15 protein-coding genes and 3 pseudogenes are annotated in these 18,960 nt (G+C 60.0%); 12 read left to right on the top strand and 6 right to left on the bottom strand.

The genetic code is table 11. The annotated features are described in order from the left end of the window. Positions 1 to 39 precede the first annotated feature (39 nt). The 5 genes and pseudogenes from C8024_RS06995 to C8024_RS06975 all read left to right on the top strand — a co-directional run bounded on the left by C8024_RS06995 (position 40) and on the right by C8024_RS06975 (position 3,592). Positions 40 to 497 (top strand): annotated as a pseudogene (locus C8024_RS06995) (FMN-binding negative transcriptional regulator). Then, a pseudogene (locus tag C8024_RS06990) lies at positions 494 to 1,149 on the top strand (HAD-IA family hydrolase). The pseudogenes C8024_RS06995 and C8024_RS06990 overlap by 4 nt, the downstream one beginning before the upstream one ends. Next, the gene (locus tag C8024_RS06985) at positions 1,146 to 1,457 is read left to right on the top strand and encodes a hypothetical protein (protein ID WP_173203719.1); all 312 of its coding nucleotides are present in this window, start codon (positions 1,146 to 1,148) and stop codon (positions 1,455 to 1,457) included. The pseudogene C8024_RS06990 and the gene C8024_RS06985 overlap by 4 nt, the downstream one beginning before the upstream one ends. Then, positions 1,454 to 2,188: an ATP12 family chaperone protein gene (locus tag C8024_RS06980; protein WP_173203717.1), complete on the top strand. Its 735-nt coding sequence runs from the start codon at positions 1,454 to 1,456 to the stop codon at positions 2,186 to 2,188. The genes C8024_RS06985 and C8024_RS06980 overlap by 4 nt, the downstream gene beginning before the upstream one ends. 18 nt (positions 2,189 to 2,206) lie before the next feature. After that, the gene (locus tag C8024_RS06975) at positions 2,207 to 3,592 is read left to right on the top strand and encodes an AMP nucleosidase (RefSeq protein ID WP_254305671.1); all 1,386 of its coding nucleotides are present in this window, start codon (positions 2,207 to 2,209) and stop codon (positions 3,590 to 3,592) included. A gap of 252 nt (positions 3,593 to 3,844) precedes the next feature. Here C8024_RS06975 and C8024_RS06970 read toward each other — a convergent pair whose 3' ends face one another. From C8024_RS06970 to C8024_RS06965, 4 genes are all read right to left on the bottom strand, one after another. Beyond that, complete coding sequence (locus C8024_RS06970) at positions 3,845 to 4,036, bottom strand: hypothetical protein (protein ID WP_173203715.1); 192 nt, start codon at positions 4,034 to 4,036, stop codon at positions 3,845 to 3,847. After that, positions 4,033 to 4,191 carry a hypothetical protein gene (locus C8024_RS20115; RefSeq protein ID WP_217272062.1) on the bottom strand — a complete coding sequence of 53 codons (159 nt, stop codon included), beginning with the start codon at positions 4,189 to 4,191 and terminating at the stop codon, positions 4,033 to 4,035. Before C8024_RS20115 ends, C8024_RS06970 begins: the two co-directional genes overlap by 4 nt. A gap of 258 nt (positions 4,192 to 4,449) precedes the next feature. Next, a complete protein-coding gene (locus C8024_RS21195; protein WP_254305670.1) occupies positions 4,450 to 4,701 on the bottom strand; it encodes a tetratricopeptide repeat protein in 252 nt (83 codons plus the stop codon). After that, the gene (locus C8024_RS06965) at positions 4,656 to 5,405 is read right to left on the bottom strand and encodes a tetratricopeptide repeat protein (protein ID WP_254305669.1); all 750 of its coding nucleotides are present in this window, start codon (positions 5,403 to 5,405) and stop codon (positions 4,656 to 4,658) included. The genes C8024_RS21195 and C8024_RS06965 overlap by 46 nt, the downstream gene beginning before the upstream one ends. Before the next feature lie 289 nt (positions 5,406 to 5,694). Here C8024_RS06965 and C8024_RS06960 point away from each other — a divergent pair. The 5 genes and pseudogenes from C8024_RS06960 (at position 5,695) to C8024_RS06940 (ending at position 14,172) form a co-directional block, all read left to right on the top strand. Continuing rightward, positions 5,695 to 8,096: pseudogene (locus C8024_RS06960) on the top strand (cyclic nucleotide-binding domain-containing protein). Between the two features lie 133 nt (positions 8,097 to 8,229). Next, on the top strand, positions 8,230 to 9,111 hold the full coding sequence (locus tag C8024_RS06955; protein ID WP_173203714.1) for a hypothetical protein: 882 nt from the start codon (positions 8,230 to 8,232) through the stop codon (positions 9,109 to 9,111). Between the two features lie 15 nt (positions 9,112 to 9,126). Further along, positions 9,127 to 10,932, top strand: coding sequence for a cytochrome c3 family protein (locus C8024_RS06950; protein WP_173203712.1), 1,806 nt, complete (start codon positions 9,127 to 9,129; stop codon positions 10,930 to 10,932). Positions 10,933 to 10,959: 27 nt separating this feature from the next. Further along, positions 10,960 to 11,808 carry a phosphodiesterase gene (locus tag C8024_RS06945; RefSeq protein WP_173203710.1) on the top strand — a complete coding sequence of 283 codons (849 nt, stop codon included), beginning with the start codon at positions 10,960 to 10,962 and terminating at the stop codon, positions 11,806 to 11,808. 267 nt (positions 11,809 to 12,075) lie between these two features. Continuing rightward, the gene (locus C8024_RS06940) at positions 12,076 to 14,172 is read left to right on the top strand and encodes a M3 family metallopeptidase (RefSeq protein ID WP_173203708.1); all 2,097 of its coding nucleotides are present in this window, start codon (positions 12,076 to 12,078) and stop codon (positions 14,170 to 14,172) included. 75 nt (positions 14,173 to 14,247) lie between these two features. On the opposite strand, the gene C8024_RS06935 is transcribed toward C8024_RS06940, so the two are convergent. After that, a complete protein-coding gene (locus C8024_RS06935) occupies positions 14,248 to 15,702 on the bottom strand; it encodes an MFS transporter (RefSeq protein ID WP_173203706.1) in 1,455 nt (484 codons plus the stop codon). A 377-nt stretch (positions 15,703 to 16,079) separates the two neighbouring features. Here C8024_RS06935 and C8024_RS06930 point away from each other — a divergent pair, with 377 nt between their 5' ends. Further along, entirely contained in the window at positions 16,080 to 17,120 is a 1,041-nt protein-coding gene (locus tag C8024_RS06930) for a sel1 repeat family protein (RefSeq protein ID WP_254305668.1), read from the top strand. Between the two features lie 37 nt (positions 17,121 to 17,157). After that, positions 17,158 to 18,096 carry a tetratricopeptide repeat protein gene (locus C8024_RS06925; protein ID WP_173203704.1) on the top strand — a complete coding sequence of 313 codons (939 nt, stop codon included), beginning with the start codon at positions 17,158 to 17,160 and terminating at the stop codon, positions 18,094 to 18,096. A 51-nt stretch (positions 18,097 to 18,147) separates the two neighbouring features. On the opposite strand, the gene C8024_RS06920 is transcribed toward C8024_RS06925, so the two are convergent. Continuing rightward, positions 18,148 to 18,891: an outer membrane protein gene (locus tag C8024_RS06920; RefSeq protein ID WP_254305667.1), complete on the bottom strand. Its 744-nt coding sequence runs from the start codon at positions 18,889 to 18,891 to the stop codon at positions 18,148 to 18,150. Positions 18,892 to 18,960: the final 69 nt, after the last annotated feature.

The raw sequence follows: 18,960 nt of genomic DNA, 5'->3' as shown, positions 1-18,960 counted from the left end.
GTTGCGCATGTTCCGGTCTTTTCAACCGGGGACGGGGCGCTGCAGTTTCACCTGTCGCGCGGCAATGCGCTGACCCGGCATATTGCCGGTGACAAGGCGCTCTGCGTGATCAACGGTCCCGACGCTATATCAGTCCGGACTGGTACGGCCTCGACGATCAGGTGCCGACGTGGAATTATCTGGCGCTGGAGCTCGAGGGCACGGTCCGACAGATGGAGCGCGAAGGGCTGATCAGCCTGCTCGACGATCTGTCGGCCCAAAATGAAGCCAAGCTCGCACCGAAAACGCCGTGGCACCGGGACAAGATGGATGCCGCGAAATTTGACAGGATGGTCGATGCGATTGTCGGCTTCGAGATGGAAATACTGGCGTGGCGCCCGACCGCCAAGCTTGGCCAGAACAAGCCGGCTGAGGCGCGGAAAAATGCCGCCGCTGCGCTCGATGCCACGGGGCGGCGGGCGATAGCCCATTTGATGCAGGAATTCGGAGAAACATGAGCAACAAGCTGGCCCTTTTCGATTGCGACGGCACCATGGTCGACAGTCAGGCCAATATCTGTGCCTCGATGGATCAGGCATTTGAAAAACACGGCCTGGTCCCGCCGGATCACCATCAGGTGCGGCGGATCGTTGGCCTCAGCCTGATCGAGGCGGTGTCGCGGCTGCTGCCGGAAGGGGACAAGGACATCATCGCGGCGGTGACCCAATCCTATAAAGACGGCTTTTCGCAATGCGTCAGGCGGGCGGCGTGCATGAGCCGCTCTATGACGGGCTGCTCGAGACACTGGAAGAACTGGAAGCATCCGGCTGGGTTCTCGGCGTGGCCACAGGCAAGTCCGACCGCGGTCTGCACCATGTGCTGCAAGCCCATGGCCTGCTCGACCGCTTTGTAACCCTGCAGACGGCAGACCGGCATCCGTCAAAACCCCATCCGGCGATGGTCGAACTGGCCATGGCCGAAGCGGGTGCGGCGCCGGAAACCACCGCGATGATCGGCGATACCAGTTTCGATATGGCGATGGCGGTCAACGCCAGCGTGCGCCCTGTCGGAGTCGATTGGGGCTATCATGACGAGCATGAACTGATCGATGCCGGCGCAGAAATAGTAGCGGCCACTATGGCCGACTTGAGTGGAATATTGAACCGATGACCGATCCGATTGAAGAGCAGGCCGAACGCGACGAATATATTCCCGATCCGGAGAAGGAAAAACAGGCGAAAGCCGTGCACTGGCTGATCAGCATCATTCGCTTGCTCGGCGTGGTGCTGGTGATGCTGGGTCTGGCGATCGCGCTGGACAAGCTGCCACCGGTTCCGGCTCCGGTGGGCTATGTGCTGCTCATTATCGGTCTGGCGCAGATGTGGGTGCTGCCGGTCTGGATCATCCGCAAATATATCCGCGCGCGGGTTGCCGAAGAAGAAATCGCGAAAGCGGCGGAAGCCGCAGACGCCCCATGAAGCGATTTTACAAGGAAGCATCGGTGTCGCCGGCCGGTGACGCCTTTGCCATAATGCTCGACGGGCGTCCTATGAAGACGCCGCAGCGTAATCCCCTGGCTGTCCCGGCCCCCGCGCTTGCCGACGCGGTCGCGGCGGAATGGGCGGCGCAGGAAGAGGATATTGTCCCGGCTTCGATGCCGCTCACGGCTCTTGCGCAAGGCGCGCTGGACCAGGTTGGCAACGAGCGTGAGCGGATCGTCTCCCGTATCGCGGCTTTTGCCGACAGCGACATGCTCTATTATCGCGCCGATGACGGGCAGCAGGCGCTGATCGATCATCAGGCGGAGCATTGGGACCCGCTGCTCGAATGGGCGCGGCAACGCTATGATGTGGGGTTTAACCTGATCCACGGCATCCGCTATCAGGCACAGCCGGAAGAAACTGTTGCCCGTCTGACCGCGGCGGTCGAGGCACAGCATGGCTTCACCATCGCCGCGATGCTGTCGCTTGTCGGCCTGTCCGGCTCGCTGATCGCAACTCTGGCGCTGGTGGAGCAGCATCAGGATACCGAAACGCTCTGGCCTCTCGTTAATCTCGAAGAGCTTTGGCAGGAACGGCAATGGGGGCGCGACGATCAGGCGGTTGCCCTGCGGGATCGCAAAAAGCCGAATTCGAGGCGGCGGCCCGCTTTCTCGATCTATCCCGTAGTTAGTTTTTCCCTTTGTCCGGTTTTTCCGTTAAAGGGTTGAAACTGTAACGGAGACTGCATGACAACCCAATCTACTCTATGCGCCACGCCTGCTGAAGCCGTGGCCCTGCTTGAAAAACTATACGCCGAACAAATTGAAATCACCGCCGCCCGCTTTCGCCGCTACGCGACATCGAAGCTGGCCAAGGATGACCGGCAGCAGGGCCTGTATCCGCAGATCAGCGTTGAAATCCCCGCCGATCAGGCGACCGAGACCAGCCATCTGGCGTCCGGCCATCTCGCCGATATCAACACATATCGCACGACAGTTACCGAGCCGAAGCTGTACCGCGAATATTTGCTGGACCAGCTGCAGCGGATCGACAGCACATTCACCGCGAAAATCTGGGTGGAGCTGTCCGACACGCCGATCCCGCTGGCCTTCGCGCTGGAGGATGCGGGCGCTGGCCTGGACCGCGCGAAAAAGGAAAAGCTCCCCAATTATTTTCACACGCCGAATCTGGTCAAGACCAATGACGAGATCGTCGACGGTGGCCAGATTTTTCAGGGCGAGGAAGCCTCTGCGCTGGCCCTGTTTACGGCCGAACGGGTCGACTATTCGTTGCATCGGATCCGCCATTATTGTGCCACCGATCCCGGCCATTTCCAGCCGTTCATCCTGTTCACCAACTATCAGCGCTATGTCGATGAATTTATCGAATATGGCCTCGCCGAAGTCAAAGCGGGCAAGGCCAGGATACTGGTCGAGCCGGGCAACCGGATCACCGGCAAGGATGGCAAGCCGTCCGCCCCGCCGATTGCCAAGCCGCCGCAAATGCCGGCCTATCATCTGGTCCGTGGCGACGGCCGTCCCGGCGTGACCCTGGTCAATATCGGTGTCGGCCCGAGCAATGCCAAGACGATCACCGACCATCTCGCGGTGCTGCGTCCGCATGTCTGGCTGATGATCGGCCATTGTGGCGCGCTGCGACGGACCCAGCGGCTCGGCGACTATGTCCTCGCCCACGCCTATTTGCGCGACGACAATGTGCTCGACGACGTGCTGCCGCCCAGCATCCCGTTGCCGACGATCGCGGAGGTGCAGCTTGCCCTGACCCAGGCGGTGCAGGAAGAGACCGGCATCGACAAGTCCAAGCTCAAGCAGCAATTGCGCACCGGCACAGTGGTGACCACCGGCGACCGCAACTGGGAACTGCGCTTCGAGCAGATCGCCCGTCGTCTCAACCAGTCGCGCGCCATCGCCATCGACATGGAAAGCGCCACGGTTGCCGCCAATGGCTATCGCTACCGCGTGCCTACGGGACGCTGCTCTGCGCCTCGGACAAACCGCTGCACGGAGAAATCAAGCTGCCCGGCATGGCCGATGCCTTTTATCAGGAGCGGGTCGGCCAGCATCTCGCCATCGGCCTGCGCGCATCGATCTGCTGGCGAAAGAGGCGGATGAGGGCACGTTGCACAGCCGCAAGCTGCGGAGCTTTGGCGAACCTTTGTTTAGGTAGGCATAGTCCTCTCCCCCTGGGGAGAGGACATGGCCAAGGCAAAGTGAAGGATTTAACCCGGCGCTTTGAGGAAATCATTTCGCGGGAAAGTGGAATCAGTGTTCCGGGCCGCCAGTTCGATTGGTTCTGCTGGCAAGCGCCGGCGATGCCGAGGGGCTGGCGCGCAACGCGGTCGGCCTCCTGTCAGGACGTCCGGACTAGAGAACTTGCTCGATGAAATCCGTATGAAATTGCGCCATGACGCCGTCCAGTTCCTTGTTACCGCTGGCGGTCAGCCGGATATTGCCGTCATCCGTTTCAATCAGTCCCTTGCTGACCATCAGATCGAGATAACGGCGCGTTACCGAAGACCCGCTGGAGATATAGTCGGAAATTTCCGCTTCGTTCATCGGCGCGCCTTGGCAGAATGCAGTGCCAGCAGGATATCGAGGCAGGGCGCGGCCGGAATGCCCAGATTGTCAAAGAAATGCTGGGATATCTGGCGCCGCGTTTTGGCTACGATCAGCACGAAGCGATCTAGTCTTTGTTTGGACAGGTCGGTCAAGAGAATTCAACGATTGTTACGGGTGAGGATGCTACTATCAAAATCATATTTGTATTCAAATTTTTTCTCGAGGACTGAAAATCTATGCGGCGATTAGGCCATTTCCGTCCAGCAATAGAGAATTATGCCGACGACACAATGATATGCCGCGTAAATAGATGTAACTTAACTTCTCGCGCATGATGTTGCAGGCGGGCAACCGACGCCTTGATAGAAATCAGCGCCGCCGCTGCGCTAGAAAAAGCGGTAGATTCTTGGCTAGACGCCGAGTGTCGCCGCCGCTTCCCTGATCCGCTTCGCCTCTGCACCATCATTTTTGAACGCCTTCAGCCCGCGATCCAGTGCCTGCTTTGCCTGCACCGTCTGGCCCAGCTGCATGCGGCTGCGGATCAGCATGATCCAGCCGTTGGCATCATTGGGGTCGGCTTGCAGTCGCTTGTCGAGCCCGTCGACCATATTGGCAATCATCGCTTCCTGCTGGCCGGGCGGCAGTGCGGCGGCTTCCTGCATCTGCTGGCGGCTGGGACCGGGAATCGCCGCTGTGGCGACTGCGGGGCCGTCGGTGGTGATGCCGCCGGTTGGTGCAGCTGGGGCTGCTTGGCAAGCCGTGCGGCTACGTCGATGCCTTCATTTTCTGCCACCTGCCCGATGACACGCCGGATATCCGCGGCATAAGGCGCGTCGGCGGGCGTGTCTTCAAGCAAGGCGAACCAGTCGTTGATCGCGCCTTTGTGGTCGCCGGCCATGTCTTTCTCTACCGCGAGGAAATAGCGCGCGCGCGGATCTTTCGGGTCATGTTTCAGGGCATTGCGGAAAGCGGCCGCGGCATCGGCGGGCACCTGCTGTCCGTTGCTCGTCATGACCAGGGCTTCTCCCAGCATCGACCAATATTCCGGATTGTCGGAATCGAGCGTTGTCGCGCGCTTCATCGCTGTAGCCGATTCCGCAAATTTCCCGGTCTCGAAATAGCTCCAGCCCAGCATCCGCCAGCTTTCCGCATCGTCAGGATTTTCCTGCAGCTTCTTTTCAAGGCCGTCGATGACCTCGTCGACGCTGGGCGCCGTTTCGGTCTCGGTCCCGGCAAGCGTGGTGCTGGCGCCGGTTTCGTCATTCATGCTGCGATAGACCTGCACAGCGACCGCTCCCAGCGCCAGCAGGGCCGCAACTATCAACGCGATGCGGCTGATGTTCATCGATGGAGCTGGTTTCGCCATGGTCTGTCCTCAAGCTGTTTTGCAGGTCCTTGTTCCCGCGCAGGGATAAGGAGCCGTTCCCTGCCTGACAAGCACGGAGATAGCTGTGACATTTTGCACTGGCAATGGAGGGGCTTTTTGGTAAGATACTGCCAAAGTTCAATCTTTTGGGTCGCGCTAAAGCCGAATTACAAGCTGAACCGGATCGCTTTGACGTATGAGGGTGCGTTGGTCGGGAGAAGCAAAGGGGGGAAGCAAGCGCGTGTCGGACAAGTTTCGAGTAGTCATTATCGGGTCCGGACCAGCGGGCATGAGCGCGGCTGGGCGCGCTGCGCAGCTGAAGCTGAACCATGTGCTGCTGGAAAAACCGACCATCTTTCCGACACCATCTACAAATATCAGAAGGGCAAGCATGTCATGGCGACGCCGAGCCAGCTGGTGCTGCGCTCGGACATGGATTTTGACGCGGGGAAGCGCGAGGATATTCTCGGCACCTGGGACGAGCAGACCGCAGAGCGCGGCGTCAATGTCATGTATAATGCCGAACCGGTGAAGATTGAGGGCGAGGAAGGCAATTTCACGCTCACCCTGAAAAACGGCGATACGGTGCTGGCCGAAACCATCGTCATGGCGATCGGGACGCAGGGCAATCCCAATCTGATGCGCTGCCCCGGCGGCGACAACAAGCTGGTACAATATCAGCTCGACGATCCTGGCGAATATTATGATGAGCATATCACCGTGATCGGTTCCGGTGATGCGGGAATCGAGAATGCGCTGGGGCTGGCGGCCGACGCCGCGCAGAACAATGTCGTGACCATTCTCAACCGCTCGGCCGAATTTGCCCGGGCCAAGAAAGCCAATGTGAAGCTGCTGATGGAAGCGGGCGAGCAGGGCAAGGTGATGATCCGCAACGAGACCACGCCGGCCGAGGTCAGGGATGGCGAGCTGGTGCTGGAAACCCGCGACGGCCAGGAAGTGATCAAATGCGATCGGATCATCGCGCGCATGGGCAGCGCGCCGCCGCGCAAATTTGTCGAGGAATGCGGGATCGAATTTACCAGCGAGGACCGCGAGGCCTATCCCAAATTGTCGCCCGCCTTCGAAAGCACCAAGAAGGGCATTTATGTCATCGGCGCGCTCGCCGGCTATCCGCTGATCAAGCACTGCATGAACCAGGGCTATGATGTCATCGAGTTTATCAACGGCAATAGCGATCTGAAGCCCGCCGACGAGCCCATACTCGAAGCCAAATTTGCTAGCCTGCCCAGAGGCCGGACGGTCGATGAATGGCTGGAATTCTTCCGCGCCAATGTGACCATTCTCAACGAGCTCTCGCCCTTGCAGATGCGGGAATTCATGCTCGATAGCGAGCCGCAAAGCTATGGCAGCGGCGAGACGATTTTCGAACGCAGCGATCCGGGCAGTTCGCTGTTCGCCATCGCCCAGGGTTCGGTCGTGGTCGAGATCAATCCTGACGACCCCTCGATCACCGTGCCGATTGAACAGGGTTCGATCTTCGGCGAGGTTGGCCTGATTTCCGGCCGCCGTCGCGGGGCGACGATCAAGGCGGCCGAGGATGTTATCGTGGTGGAAATCCCGCGCACCGCTGCGCTGAAACTGCAGGCATCGGTGCCGGCGGCCAAACGCGCCATCACCCGCATTTCCACCGAGCGGCAATTGCTGCAGATGTTCGGTTCCGGCCTGACCAAGGAGGATATTGCCGAGGTCGTCGAATCCAGCGAGATCATCAACGTCCGTGCTGGCGAGACGATCATCGAGGAAGGCGCCGAGGGCAATGATATTTACGTCATTCGCGTCGGTTCGATGGTGGTCGAGAAACAGATCGGCGGCAAACCGGTCTTTCTCTCCTATCTGCCGGCCGGATCCTATGTCGGGGAAATGACGCTGATCGCCGGGGGCTATCGCACCGCGACGGTCAAGGCGGCGATCAAGTCGGAAGTGATCAAGATCAGCGGCGACGCGTTCAAGAAAGTGCTCGACGCCCACCCCGACCTGATGCGCAAGGCGAAACAGGAAATGGCCGCGCGCCAGGATATCAACGCCTTTGTCGAAGCGAAGAAGGACAGCTTTTCGGGTGTCGTCGACATGTATTCGGGCATTGCCAATTTCCTCGTCGACAATGGTATCGGCGAAGCCACCGACGTGCTGCTGATCGACGAGAATCTGTGCGTCGGCTGTGACAATTGCGAGAAGGCCTGCGCCGACAGCCACGAAGGCCTGTCGCGGCTCGACCGCGAGGCGGGCAAAACCTACGCCCATCTCCACGTGCCGACCAGCTGTCGCCATTGCGAGCATCCGCACTGCATGTCCGACTGCCCGCCCGACGCGATCCATCGGGGTCCCGACGGCGAGGTGTTCATCGATGACAGCTGTATCGGCTGCGGCAATTGCCAGCGCTATTGCCCCTATGGGGTGATCCGCATGGACAAGGTGCCACCCAAGAAGCCGGGCCTGCTCAGCTGGCTGTTCTTTGGCGCCGGTCCGGGGCCGGGCGAGCCCGACAAGGTCTGGAGCGCCGAGCATAGCGATCCGGCGGTCGAAAAGCCGAAGAAAGCGATCAAATGCGATATGTGCGCCGGGATCAAGGGCGGACCCGCCTGCGTCCGCGCCTGTCCGACCGGCGCAGCGATCCGCGTCGCACCGGAAGAATTTCTCACCGTCTCCAAGCTGGAAGGGGAAGAGGTGTGAATTGTTTGTTTCTGCAACATCCCGTTCGTCCTGAGCTTGTCGAAGGACAGATGGCAAGACGCGGTGCTTCGACAGGCTCAGCACGAACGGGAGAACTGGCCACCAAACCCGCAGCAAAGGGGGGAGCCCTATAATGGCCAGCAACGCCATCCCCGCCCCGCCAAACCGCAAGAAAGTCGCGATGCACGACGGCTTTCTGAAACATGCCGGTTTCCGCTGGCTGAAGATTTCCTCGGCGATCATGCTGGTCTGTATCGTCAGCTATCTGCTTGTCGATGTGTCGCCGCGCCACAATGGCGGTAGCTGGTACGGCTATACGCTGGGCACGATTGGCGCGCTGCTGATCCTGTGGCTGACCATGCTGGGCGTGCGCAAGCGGGCGATGACGCCGGGCCAATGGTCGCTCAAGGCGTGGACCTCCGCGCATATCTATCTCGGCCTCAGCCTGATCGTGATCGGTACTTTGCACACCGGTTTCCAGCTCGGCTGGAATATCCATACCGCCGCCTATCTGTTCATGATGATTGTGATCATTTCCGGGATTGTCGGCATCTATTTCTATGTGACCATTCCCAAGGCGCTGTCCGACAATCGCGACGAGATGACCGAGACCGAGATGCTCGAAAATCTCCGTTCGCTCGACCGGCAGCTGCACGAAGCGGCCCAGCCGCTATCGTCGGAACATGCCACTTTGGTGCTGCAGTCGCTCGAACAGGATCCGTTCGGCGGCGGTTTCTTCCGCCGCATTTCCGGCAAATATCCCGATTGCGCCACCCGTCAGGCGCAGGCCGACCTGCGCCGCGAGCGGGCCTATCAGCCGAAAATGGGCGGCGATGATCCGCTCGACAAGGTCGAGGCCCTGCTCGAGAAAAAGGAATCGACATTGGGCCGCGTCCGCCGCCATCTGAAGCTCAAGGCGATGCTGCAGGTCTGGCTCTATATCCATGTCCCGATGACTTTCGCGCTGATCGCCTCGCTCACCGCGCATATCATCAGCGTGTTTTTCTACTGGTAGGATGGAGAGACCTATATGACCTTCATTGTTCGCCAGATCACCACCACTGCCGCCGGCCGGGAGATTACCCGGTCCAAACCGTTTTCTTCGGATGAAATCGGCGTCGGCCGCAGCACCGAAAATGCGATTCATTTGCCCGATCTCGCGGTCAATCCGCATCACGCTGTCATCCGCAGGCGCGATGATGGGCAGATCATTGTCGAAAGCACGTCGGGGCAGAATTTTACGCTCGACGGCAAGCACCGGATCTCTGTCACTATTGATCCGTCCGCCGGCGCGGAAATCGGTTTCGGCGGTCATGTCATCGTCGTCAGCGAAGAAGGCGATGATATTGTCCTGACCGTAAAGCGGGTCGAGGCCTTGTCCGATTCCGCCGAAGCGCGCAGTGAAACGTCGCTCTACACTCTCAAGGGATTGCTGCCCGGCAAAAGGGTCAGCGCCTGGGGTTTCATCGCGCTGGTGCTGGCGGCTTTTCTGGTCTGGCCGATCTACACCTGGGCGACCTGGCGCGGGGTCGAGGAGCGGCCCGACCAGTTCCACGCCGACACCATGTGGTCGGCCGGCGCGCTGAGCAGCGCCCATCACGGGCTGGAGCAGGATTGCCAGGCCTGTCATGTCGACGCCTTTGTCACGGTGCAGGACAAGACCTGTCTCACTTGTCACGAGGATGACGCCCACGACCATGCCGCCAAGCCGCGGCTGCTGACCGCGCGCGGCGAACCGGAGGGCTTCGGCAAGATCGGCGCCGCTTTCGCCTCGGCGTTCAACAAGCCGCCGGGCAGGTGTGTCGAATGTCACAGCGAGCATGAAGGCGCCGGTGCTATGGAACCCACTGCGCAAAAATTCTGCGCGGATTGCCACAATGGGATGGACACGCGGTTGACCGACACAAAATTGGAAAATGCGTCGGACTTCGGCATCGAACATCCGCAATTCCGGCCCGCCGTGCTGGTCAGTCCGGGCGGCAAGAATCCGCCGCGCAAACGTGTCTCGCTCGATGACAAGCCGACCGAGAATAACGGCCTGAAATTCCCCCATGACCTGCATCTGTCGAAGACCGGCGGGGTCGCGCAAATGGGCCGGCGTCTGGCGGTCGACTTTGGATTCGGCCCTTCGCTCGTCTGCAAGGACTGCCACACGCCCGATCCCAAGGGCGTGCGCTTCGAACCGGTCGACATGAAGGAAGACTGCAGCATGTGCCACAGTCTGGCCTTTGACGAAATCGGCGGGACGGTGCGGACCCTGCGCCATGGCGAACCGGCGATGGTCCAGGCCGATCTCAGGGCCTATTATCGGTCCACCGGGCCAGCCCGGCCGATCAATCTTGGCGGGATGGCGCGCCGCCGTCCGGGCGAGAGCAACGACATCCGCGTCGCCAGCGACTATGCCCGCGCCGTCCGCTTCCGCCCGAGCCGCGCCAATCTGGCGATCAGCGAGGTTTTCTCGCGCGGCGGGGCCTGTTTCGACTGTCACGGCGTGACCCCGCCAACCGCGCGCGGGCGGGTCGATTATGGCATCAAGCCGGTGACCCAGACCGACCGCTATATGCACAAGGGCTGGTTCAGCCATGACGCGCACAAAGAAGAGACTTGCGAAAGCTGTCATAATGCACCGGCGTCCAAACAGGCCACCGATCTGCTGCTGCCGGGCATCAAGACCTGCCGCGAATGTCATGGCGGCGAATTCCAGCAAGCGTCCGACGTGCCGTCGACCTGCGCGATGTGCCATGATTATCATGCCGATGACGGAGCGCCCTGGCTGATCAAGGAACAGCAGAAAGACAAACAGACAAAGCCGGAGAAACAGATTGCCCGGCAATAGGGCAGAGGGAAAAAGGGGAGGGCGTCCATGCTGATGGCGCAGATCACGGATATTCACCTGGGCTTTGACCCGGACAATCCGGCAGAATTCAACCGCAAGCGGCTCGACCAGGCGATCAAGACGATTTGCGCGATGACTCCGCAGCCCGACCTGTTGCTGGCAACGGGCGACCTTGTCGACCGCGGTGATCAGGAAAGCTACCAGCGGTTGCAAAATGCCCTGTCCGTGGTGCCTTTTCCGGTCCACATGTGTCTCGGCAACCACGATTTGCGGGCGCCGTTCCACAAGCAGTTTCCCGATGTACCCGCTCCCGACGGCTTCGTGCAATATGAGGTGGATACGCCCGAACTCCGCCTGCTGTTTCTCGATACGCTGGAAGAGGGGCGGCACGGCGGTGCTTTCTGCGAAACCCGTACCGCCTGGCTGTCCGCGCGGCTGTCCGAGCAAACGGACAAGCCGGTAATCCTGATCCTCCACCACCCGCCGGTCGAGAGCGGCATCGAGTGGATGACCACCCACCCCGACGAGCCGTGGGTCACGCGGCTGGCCGACACGGTCGCTGGCCATGATCAGGTCAAGGGCATGATCACCGGCCATCTGCACCGCAATATTTCAACCTGGTGGGGCGATATCAGCCTGGCTATCTGCGCCTCTACCGCGCCGCAGGTGGCGCTGGATCTCAATCCGATCGATCCGGAACATCCCGATGGCCGGAACATGATCGTTGCTGATCCGCCGGCGATCGCGCTGCATTATTGGAACGGCCGCCAGCTGGTCAGCCATTTCGAAAATGCCGAAGAACATGTCATGCTCGCCCGCTACGACGAGAATCTGCAGCCGCTGGTCCGCGCCCTGCTCGCCGAGAGACCGGAATAGCCATATTTTCCGATGTCGTTCATCGACAGCTAATAGCCGTTCGTCTAATAATTGATTTCCAACGCAACCTTTTTGCGTTTCCGCTTCGCTTTGGCTAGACCGGTCCCAAATACACATCAGGTGCTTTTGCGAGATCCGCGAGAGCGGGTCCCTATTTGGAGAAAAATACATGCGATTCACGATATCCACCCGTAAAATCTTTCTGGGCGTGTCCAGCGCCGCGCTGATTGGCGCGACGCCCGCTCTCGTCGACGATCATGGAAAAAAATGACAACAGCCGAACTGAACAAAATGAGCGCGATGCAATCTGCCCCCACCGATATCAGCGGGAATAGCGTGCTCCAGCCCTGGACCGGTCCCTATGACGGCGTGCCGGCCTGGGACAAGATCCAGGTCTCCGACTTCCCCGCCGCTTTTCAGGCGACGATGGACAAGGTCAAGGCCGAGGTGGTCGCAATCCGCGACAATCCCGCGCCCGCGACCTTTGAAAATTTTACCCTGCCGATGGAACTGGCCGGAAATGACGCGAATGAATTGTTCGCGATCTGGGGCGTCCACAGCAGCAACCTGTCGAACGAGGAAATCCGCAAAATCCAGGGCGAGTGGCTGCCGAAGGTCTCGGCTTTCTTCGACGCGCTGACCCTCGATCCCAAATTGCTGGAAAAGACCAAGACGGTCTATGACAACCGCGAAACCGCCGGTCTCGACCCGCAGCAGCTGCGTCTCGTCGAGCGCAATTACGAACAGCTGGTGCGCAACGGCGCCTTGCTCGAAGGCGCGGACAAGGAAAAGCTGATCGCGCTGAACACCGAATTGTCGAAAGCGTTCAACGATTTTTCCAACAAGGTGCTCGCTGACGAGGAAACCTATATCTTTCTGACCGACGAAGCCGATCTGGCCGGTCTGCCCGCCAGCTTTGTCGCGTCGATCAAGGCCGCTGCCGAAGCGCAGGGCAAGCCGGGCTGGGCGCTGAAAAACACCCGTTCGGTGATGCAGCCCTTCCTGCAGAACTCGACCCGTCGCGATCTGCGCGAAAAGGTCTACAACGCCTATATCAACCGCGGCGACAATGGCGGCGAGAATGATACCAACGCGACCATCGCCAAGATCCTGAAGATCCGCGCCGACCGCGCCAAGCTGCTCGGGTTCAAGACCCACGCCCATTATCGCATGGCCGACACGATGGCGAAGGATCCGGATGCGGCGATGGAGCTGATGATGAAGGTCTGGCCCGCGGCGGTCGCCCGGGTGAAGGAAGAAGTCGCCGACATGCAGGCGGTGGCTGACGCGGAAGGCGCCGGCATCACCATCGCGCCCTGGGACTATCGCTTCTATGCGGAGAAGGTCCGCAAGGCGAAATATGATCTCGATGCGGCCGAGATCAAACCCTATTTCAAGCTCGACAATATGGTCGACGCGATGTTCGATGCTGCGGGCAAGCTGTACGGCATGACCTTCACCGAAAATACCGGCAGCGTTCCCGTATTCGATCCCGAAGTGCGCACCTTCGAGGTGAAGCGCGGCGACAAGCTGGTCGGTCTTTTCTATCTCGACAATTATGCCCGCGAGGGAAAACGGTCGGGCGCATGGATGACCACCTATCGCAGCCAGCATGATCTGGGCGGCAAGAACCGCTATGTTCTGGCCTCGAACAACAATAATTTCGTCAAGGGCGGCGACGGACAGCCGACGCTGATCAGCCTCGACGATGCCTCGACCCTGTTCCACGAATTTGGTCACGCGCTGCATTATCTCAACTATGACATCACCTATCCGGGCCTCGCCGGCACGCCGCGCGATTTCGTCGAATATCCCAGCCAGGTGAACGAGAACTGGCTGCTGACCCGCTATATTCTCGACAATTATGCGAAACATGCCGACACCGGCGAGCCGATGCCGCAGGCATTGGTCGACAAGATCAACAAGTCGAAAACCTTCAACGAAGGTTTCTCCACGGTCGAATATCTGTCGAGCGCGATCGTCGACATGAAGCTGCACAACCGCGAAACCCCGGTCACCGATCCGGACGCGTTCGAGCGCGAGACGCTGGCCGAAATCGGCATGCCGAAGGAAATCGTGATGCGGCACCGCCTGCCGCAGTTCAACCATCTCTTCTCGTCAGACGCCTATTCGGCGGGCTATTACAGCTATCTCTGGTCGGAAACGATGGATGCCGACACCTGGGCCGCGTTCGAGGAAGCCGGCAGCCCCTGGGATGCCGAAACCGCCGAGCGCTTCCGCTCCATCATCCTGAGCACGGGTAATGAAACCGACCGCGCCGAAGCCTACCGCGAATTCCGCGGCCGCGATCCGGAGGTCAAATATATCCTCAAGAAGCGCGGCTTCCCTGTACCGGGTGAGTGAGGCTGAGGGCGAGGCGGCGAGATAGGCCGCGATGGTCCAGATGGAATTAGAGAAGGGGGCCGCTTGGCCCCCTTTTTATTGGTCCTGCCGCCGCCGCGCGATCAGCGCCTGGATTTGCCGCAGCCGCTCTTCGGTCATCGAAAAGCGGAAGGTGAAGAAAAACGCCATCAGCATCAGCGGCACGATGGCGGCGGCGCCGATCAGGACCAGCGCGTCGAGCGCCGACTGTTCCACCGCTCCCGGCCGCATGCCTTCCTCCAGCCCGACCAGGTCGAGGGCAAAGCCGCCATAAAGCGGTCCCACCGCACCGCCCAGCTTGGTCGTGAACTGTAGCACCGCATAGAAACCGCCTTCCTGCCTGAGGCCTGTCTCTGCCTCATGTTCGTCGGTCAGGTCGGCCGTCAGCGAGGCGATGGCCACGATCCGCAAGATGAAGAAGCTCATGAAGACGGCGTTCTGGACAACCAGAATCGCGAAAATCACCGGGTCACCATTGTCCGGGATCAGGTCCAGCCAGCGCAGCAGATAGGGCCAGGACAGGTCGAGCAGCATCACCACCACCGCCCATTTGACTATATCATGCTTGGGCATTCGCCGGCTGGCGGTCTTCAGGAAGACCACCGCGATAGGCACCGCGATCAGCACGGACAGGCCGAGCAGCAGCCCCATCTCGGTCGCCTGCAATTCCCAGAAATAGGTCCAGAAAATGATGTTGAGCGCAATGGTGATTCCATAAGACGCGGTCGCGCCCAGATCATAGCCGAGCACATTGCGGAAATTGCGGTTCTGGAAGGTCGAGAGAAAATCAAGCCACAGCCCCGCAAAACCGGGCGTGGAGGGCGCCCGGGCAGGGTCGACTCTGGTATGGCCGATAAACTTCCAGGTCCCGGCGATGCACGCCGTCGCGGTGATCCAGACGACCAGCGCCGACAGCCAGCCATAAGTCACATAATTGCTCGCGACAAAACGGCCGTCGCCGCCCGCACCCTCGTCGAACAGGAAATAGAGGCTGGCCGAGGGCAGCAGCAAGGTGGTGAGAAACAGAAAGGCCGTGCGCTGCCCCATCAGCGCACTGCGCTCGTGATAATCCTGCGAGATTTCCGCGACCAGGGTATAATGCGGGATCGAGAAAAAGGTCAGCGCGGTGCGGATCCACAGCGAACATCCCAACAGCCACGCCGCCAGCCACAGCTGGCTGTCGAGCACGAAATCAGGCGGCGCAAACAGCGCGATAAAGCCCAGCCCCATCGGCACGGTGGCATAGATCATGAACGGATGCCGCCGCCCCCAGCGGCTCTTGTAGCGGTCGGACCAGCTACCGACCATCGGGTCCGACACCGCGTCCCAGACCAGGCTGAGCGACAGCACAATCCCGGTCGCCGTACCGCTCAGCCCCAGCACCTGCGTGTAGAACAGCAGCACGAACATGACATAGGCGGCTTCCTTGACCGCATAAACCGCTCCGCCAAGACCGTAGGACAGGCGGTTGGGCAAGGTTAAATGCAGAGAGGCGCTTTGGTGCTTATTCACATTGATGTCAGCGTCGCACACTAGGGGGTCTGATGCCACTGAAATCATGATAGGAGCGATTTCGAGAAGCCGGTTGCGATAGCCTTGGGCGATGCGGGAGGCCCGTTGGACAAGACGGGGAAGGTGGTTCCGGAACATTCCGCTGCCGGCGGACGCTCACCGGACGCCGGCCGTTCGGAGATTCCTAACAGGCTTTGTCATTGGACGCCCGCAAGGCCTGCAAATAGACACGGGCAATGACCAGTCTGCAATCCACCCCATCGCTGCCCGTCCTTGCTCCAACAGGGCAGGCTTGGCGATCCTTGTATCTGTTTTGTCTCTTGCTGCTGACGGCTTGTCTCAGTTTACCGGTGCCGGCGCAGGCAAGCGACGCTGCTTTGGATAGCTATATTGCGCAGTGCAATGCCGGCGACAAATCAGCATGTGGCAAGGCCGGGATGATCCTGTCTGATCCGAAAAGCCCGGATTTTGATGCCTTTCTCAGCCTGCGCTACTTGCAAAATGGCTGCAACAACTTCGACGGGGCGTCCTGCGGCCGCCTGGCGTTGATATATTTTGACGGGGCAGGTGATGTCGACAAGGATTGGTCCGCGGCGGGCAATTTTTCACAAAGGGGATGTGCCGAGCAGGATCGTGACGGCTGCGATGTGGCAGAAGCTGTTTTTGCCGACAGCGGTTCACCCTATTTCGATGCGGAAAAAGCCCTTCGGTACCGGGGTATAAATTGTGGTTTTGGCCGTTGGCAATCCTGTATGCACCAGGCCCGTATCCTGTATAATCTCGGAGACTATCGGAACGCGGAGCAACTGGCTGCTCATACATGCGGATCGGGCGGTGAAGACCGCAAATCGATCTGCGAGCTTGCCGGATCGCTGAAATCCCGTCGGGTCAAGATGGAACGGGCGGAAGCGGCCCAGCGCGCCCGGCAGCAAGCGGCGCGGCAAGCAGCACAGGCGAATAAGCGCGCCATCGTTACCAGCTTCCTCAAAAGCGGGGACTATGACGGCGCAATCTATGCTGCCATTTACAATTCCCGTACCGTCGATGATGCAGAATATGCGCTGACTGCCGCCATCAATGCAGGCGCGATGGGCAGCATCTATATCGATAATCTCCATGTGCTGGACTATTGGTTCCCGTCGGGTAGCCTGAACCGGGGCATTAATACGGAAATCTCCCGCCGGTCGCGCGGCAGTGATTGCGGCATATTCAATTGCACCAATATGCCGGGCGCCTCCTCCAGCCGCTGGGCCGCACAGAATGGCGGCGGTCGAAACAGCTATCGCAGATCCTCCTCGTCTGGGTCTTCGGCCTCCCCGTCAGTCTTGTCGAGCGCGGACGCGCGTAGGCAGGTGCGAGAGAAATACCGCTCCGCACATTGCACCATGAACAATAATGCAAATCGCAATGTTTGCTGAATTTCAAAATCCATCCCTATTACCGAAGGAACAGCCGATGCAGAATCTGTTGAAAATTTTTGTCGTCTTGGCGGTGATTTTCACCGGAAACACGGCGCACGCGCAGTCCAGAATGAACAGCTATCAGCTAGCGGCTCTGGCCGGACAGGAAGCGGCGAACAAGGGCGATCACGCGACCGCCTTCGCCCAATATAAAATCGCCTGTTTTGACGGAAATATTGCGGTTACCTGCAATAATCTGGGGTCTATGGCGTATCGCGGTACGCATGTCGCGAAAGACTTGCCGCTCGCGCGGCGCGCCTATGCGAAGGGTTGTGCCGCTGATATTCCAGCGTCCTGCGATGTCTATGGCCGGATGTTGCGCGACGGGGAGGGAGGACCTAGGGATATTGGCGCTTCACTTGGCCCGTTGACCAAGGCGTGCGAGGGTAGCCGGTCGAGCGCCTGCTATAAACTGGGCTTTCTCTATTATGCTGGTAATGGCGTGAGTGCAGATCTCGTCAAGGCTCGACGTCTGTTTGACAAAGCCTGCAGCGGCGACAACGTTGACGGCTGCTACGGATTGGGGCTGATGGCCCAGGCCGGGCAGGGTGGCGCAGTCGATCTGGCCAGCGCAGCCAGAGCCTTCGAAAAGTCCTGCACGAAAGGGAAGGCGGACGGATGCCTGAACTATGGCAATGCGCTCTACGGCGGCGAAGGTGTGAAGCAGGACCGGGCCGCAGCACGTGCAGCCTTTGCGCAATCTTGCAATGCCGGGGCCGTGGGCGGTTGCATGAACACGGGCATATTGGCGCGCACCGGCGACGGTGGCCCGGTCGACCTGAAAATGGCCCGTCGGTTTTCGGTTATGCCTGCAAGCTGGGCAATCAGGACGGCTGCAACGAAGCGCGGTCTATGCCGCAGCCCTGAAGACGGTTTTCCCCGGCCCGAATGTCTTGCTGGCAACCTGTCAGATATCGACAACCGCACGCGTTAAAAAACACAATGAAGGGACGCGCCGTCCACTGAACGGCACGCCCCTCAATCGCTAGCCTAGTTCCAGCTTAAAAGCGGAAGCCACGCCCGCGACAACCTGGTGGCGGTCGAGGTCGACGCCGATTTCGTTGTTGTCGTTGAACAATGTGTCGTTATATTTCAGCGAGCTATAGTTCGAATAGCGATACTCGAGCTTGACGAACGCGCCCGAGCCGTCGCCATTGCGTCCGGTGCCGATCACCTGCTCGATGCCGGCGCCCAGACGATAGCCGTCAACCTGCTGGCTGTCGTCGAAGTTGAGATCGACGCCATCGGCTTCGGCGCGGTCCTGGAAGCGAGATTCAACGGCGGTGTTGGTATAGCCACCCTTGGCGTAGAGCAGGGTGTTCGGGCTTACCTTGGCACCGATACGCGCGCCGAGATAGAGGTCGCGCTTCAGGTTGACGCGATAGCCGAACGGCGCGTTGATGTCCTCGTCGCCTTCCTGTTCGCCGGTCGAGTCCATATATTCGCCTTCGATACCGAAGACCACAGGACCCGCATCGAAGTCATAGCCGAGTGCCACGCCATAGGCGAAACCGTCAACCGACTGGTCGAGCGTATTATTCTCGAAAATGCCGTCATTGTCGGTGTCGACGTCGACATCACTGCCCGAACGCAGCGTGTCATAGCCGCCCAGGATTTCGGCGCGGGGACCGGTGAAGGGGGAGTCGGACTGCGCGGCTGCCGGGGTGGCAACGGCAAAGGCGCCGACGACGGAGGAGAGGATCAGGGGGGTGATCATGGGGGATTTCATAATTTTACTCCAACTAACTAAACATGGAACAGGATCGTTCCGGCCTTGCCCGCTATGGCTGCGGGCTTT

The sequence above is a fragment of the Sphingopyxis sp. BSNA05 genome (assembly GCF_013265645.1).
Classification (GTDB): domain Bacteria; phylum Pseudomonadota; class Alphaproteobacteria; order Sphingomonadales; family Sphingomonadaceae; genus Parasphingorhabdus.
This window is presented reverse-complemented; position numbering and strand designations above follow the sequence as displayed.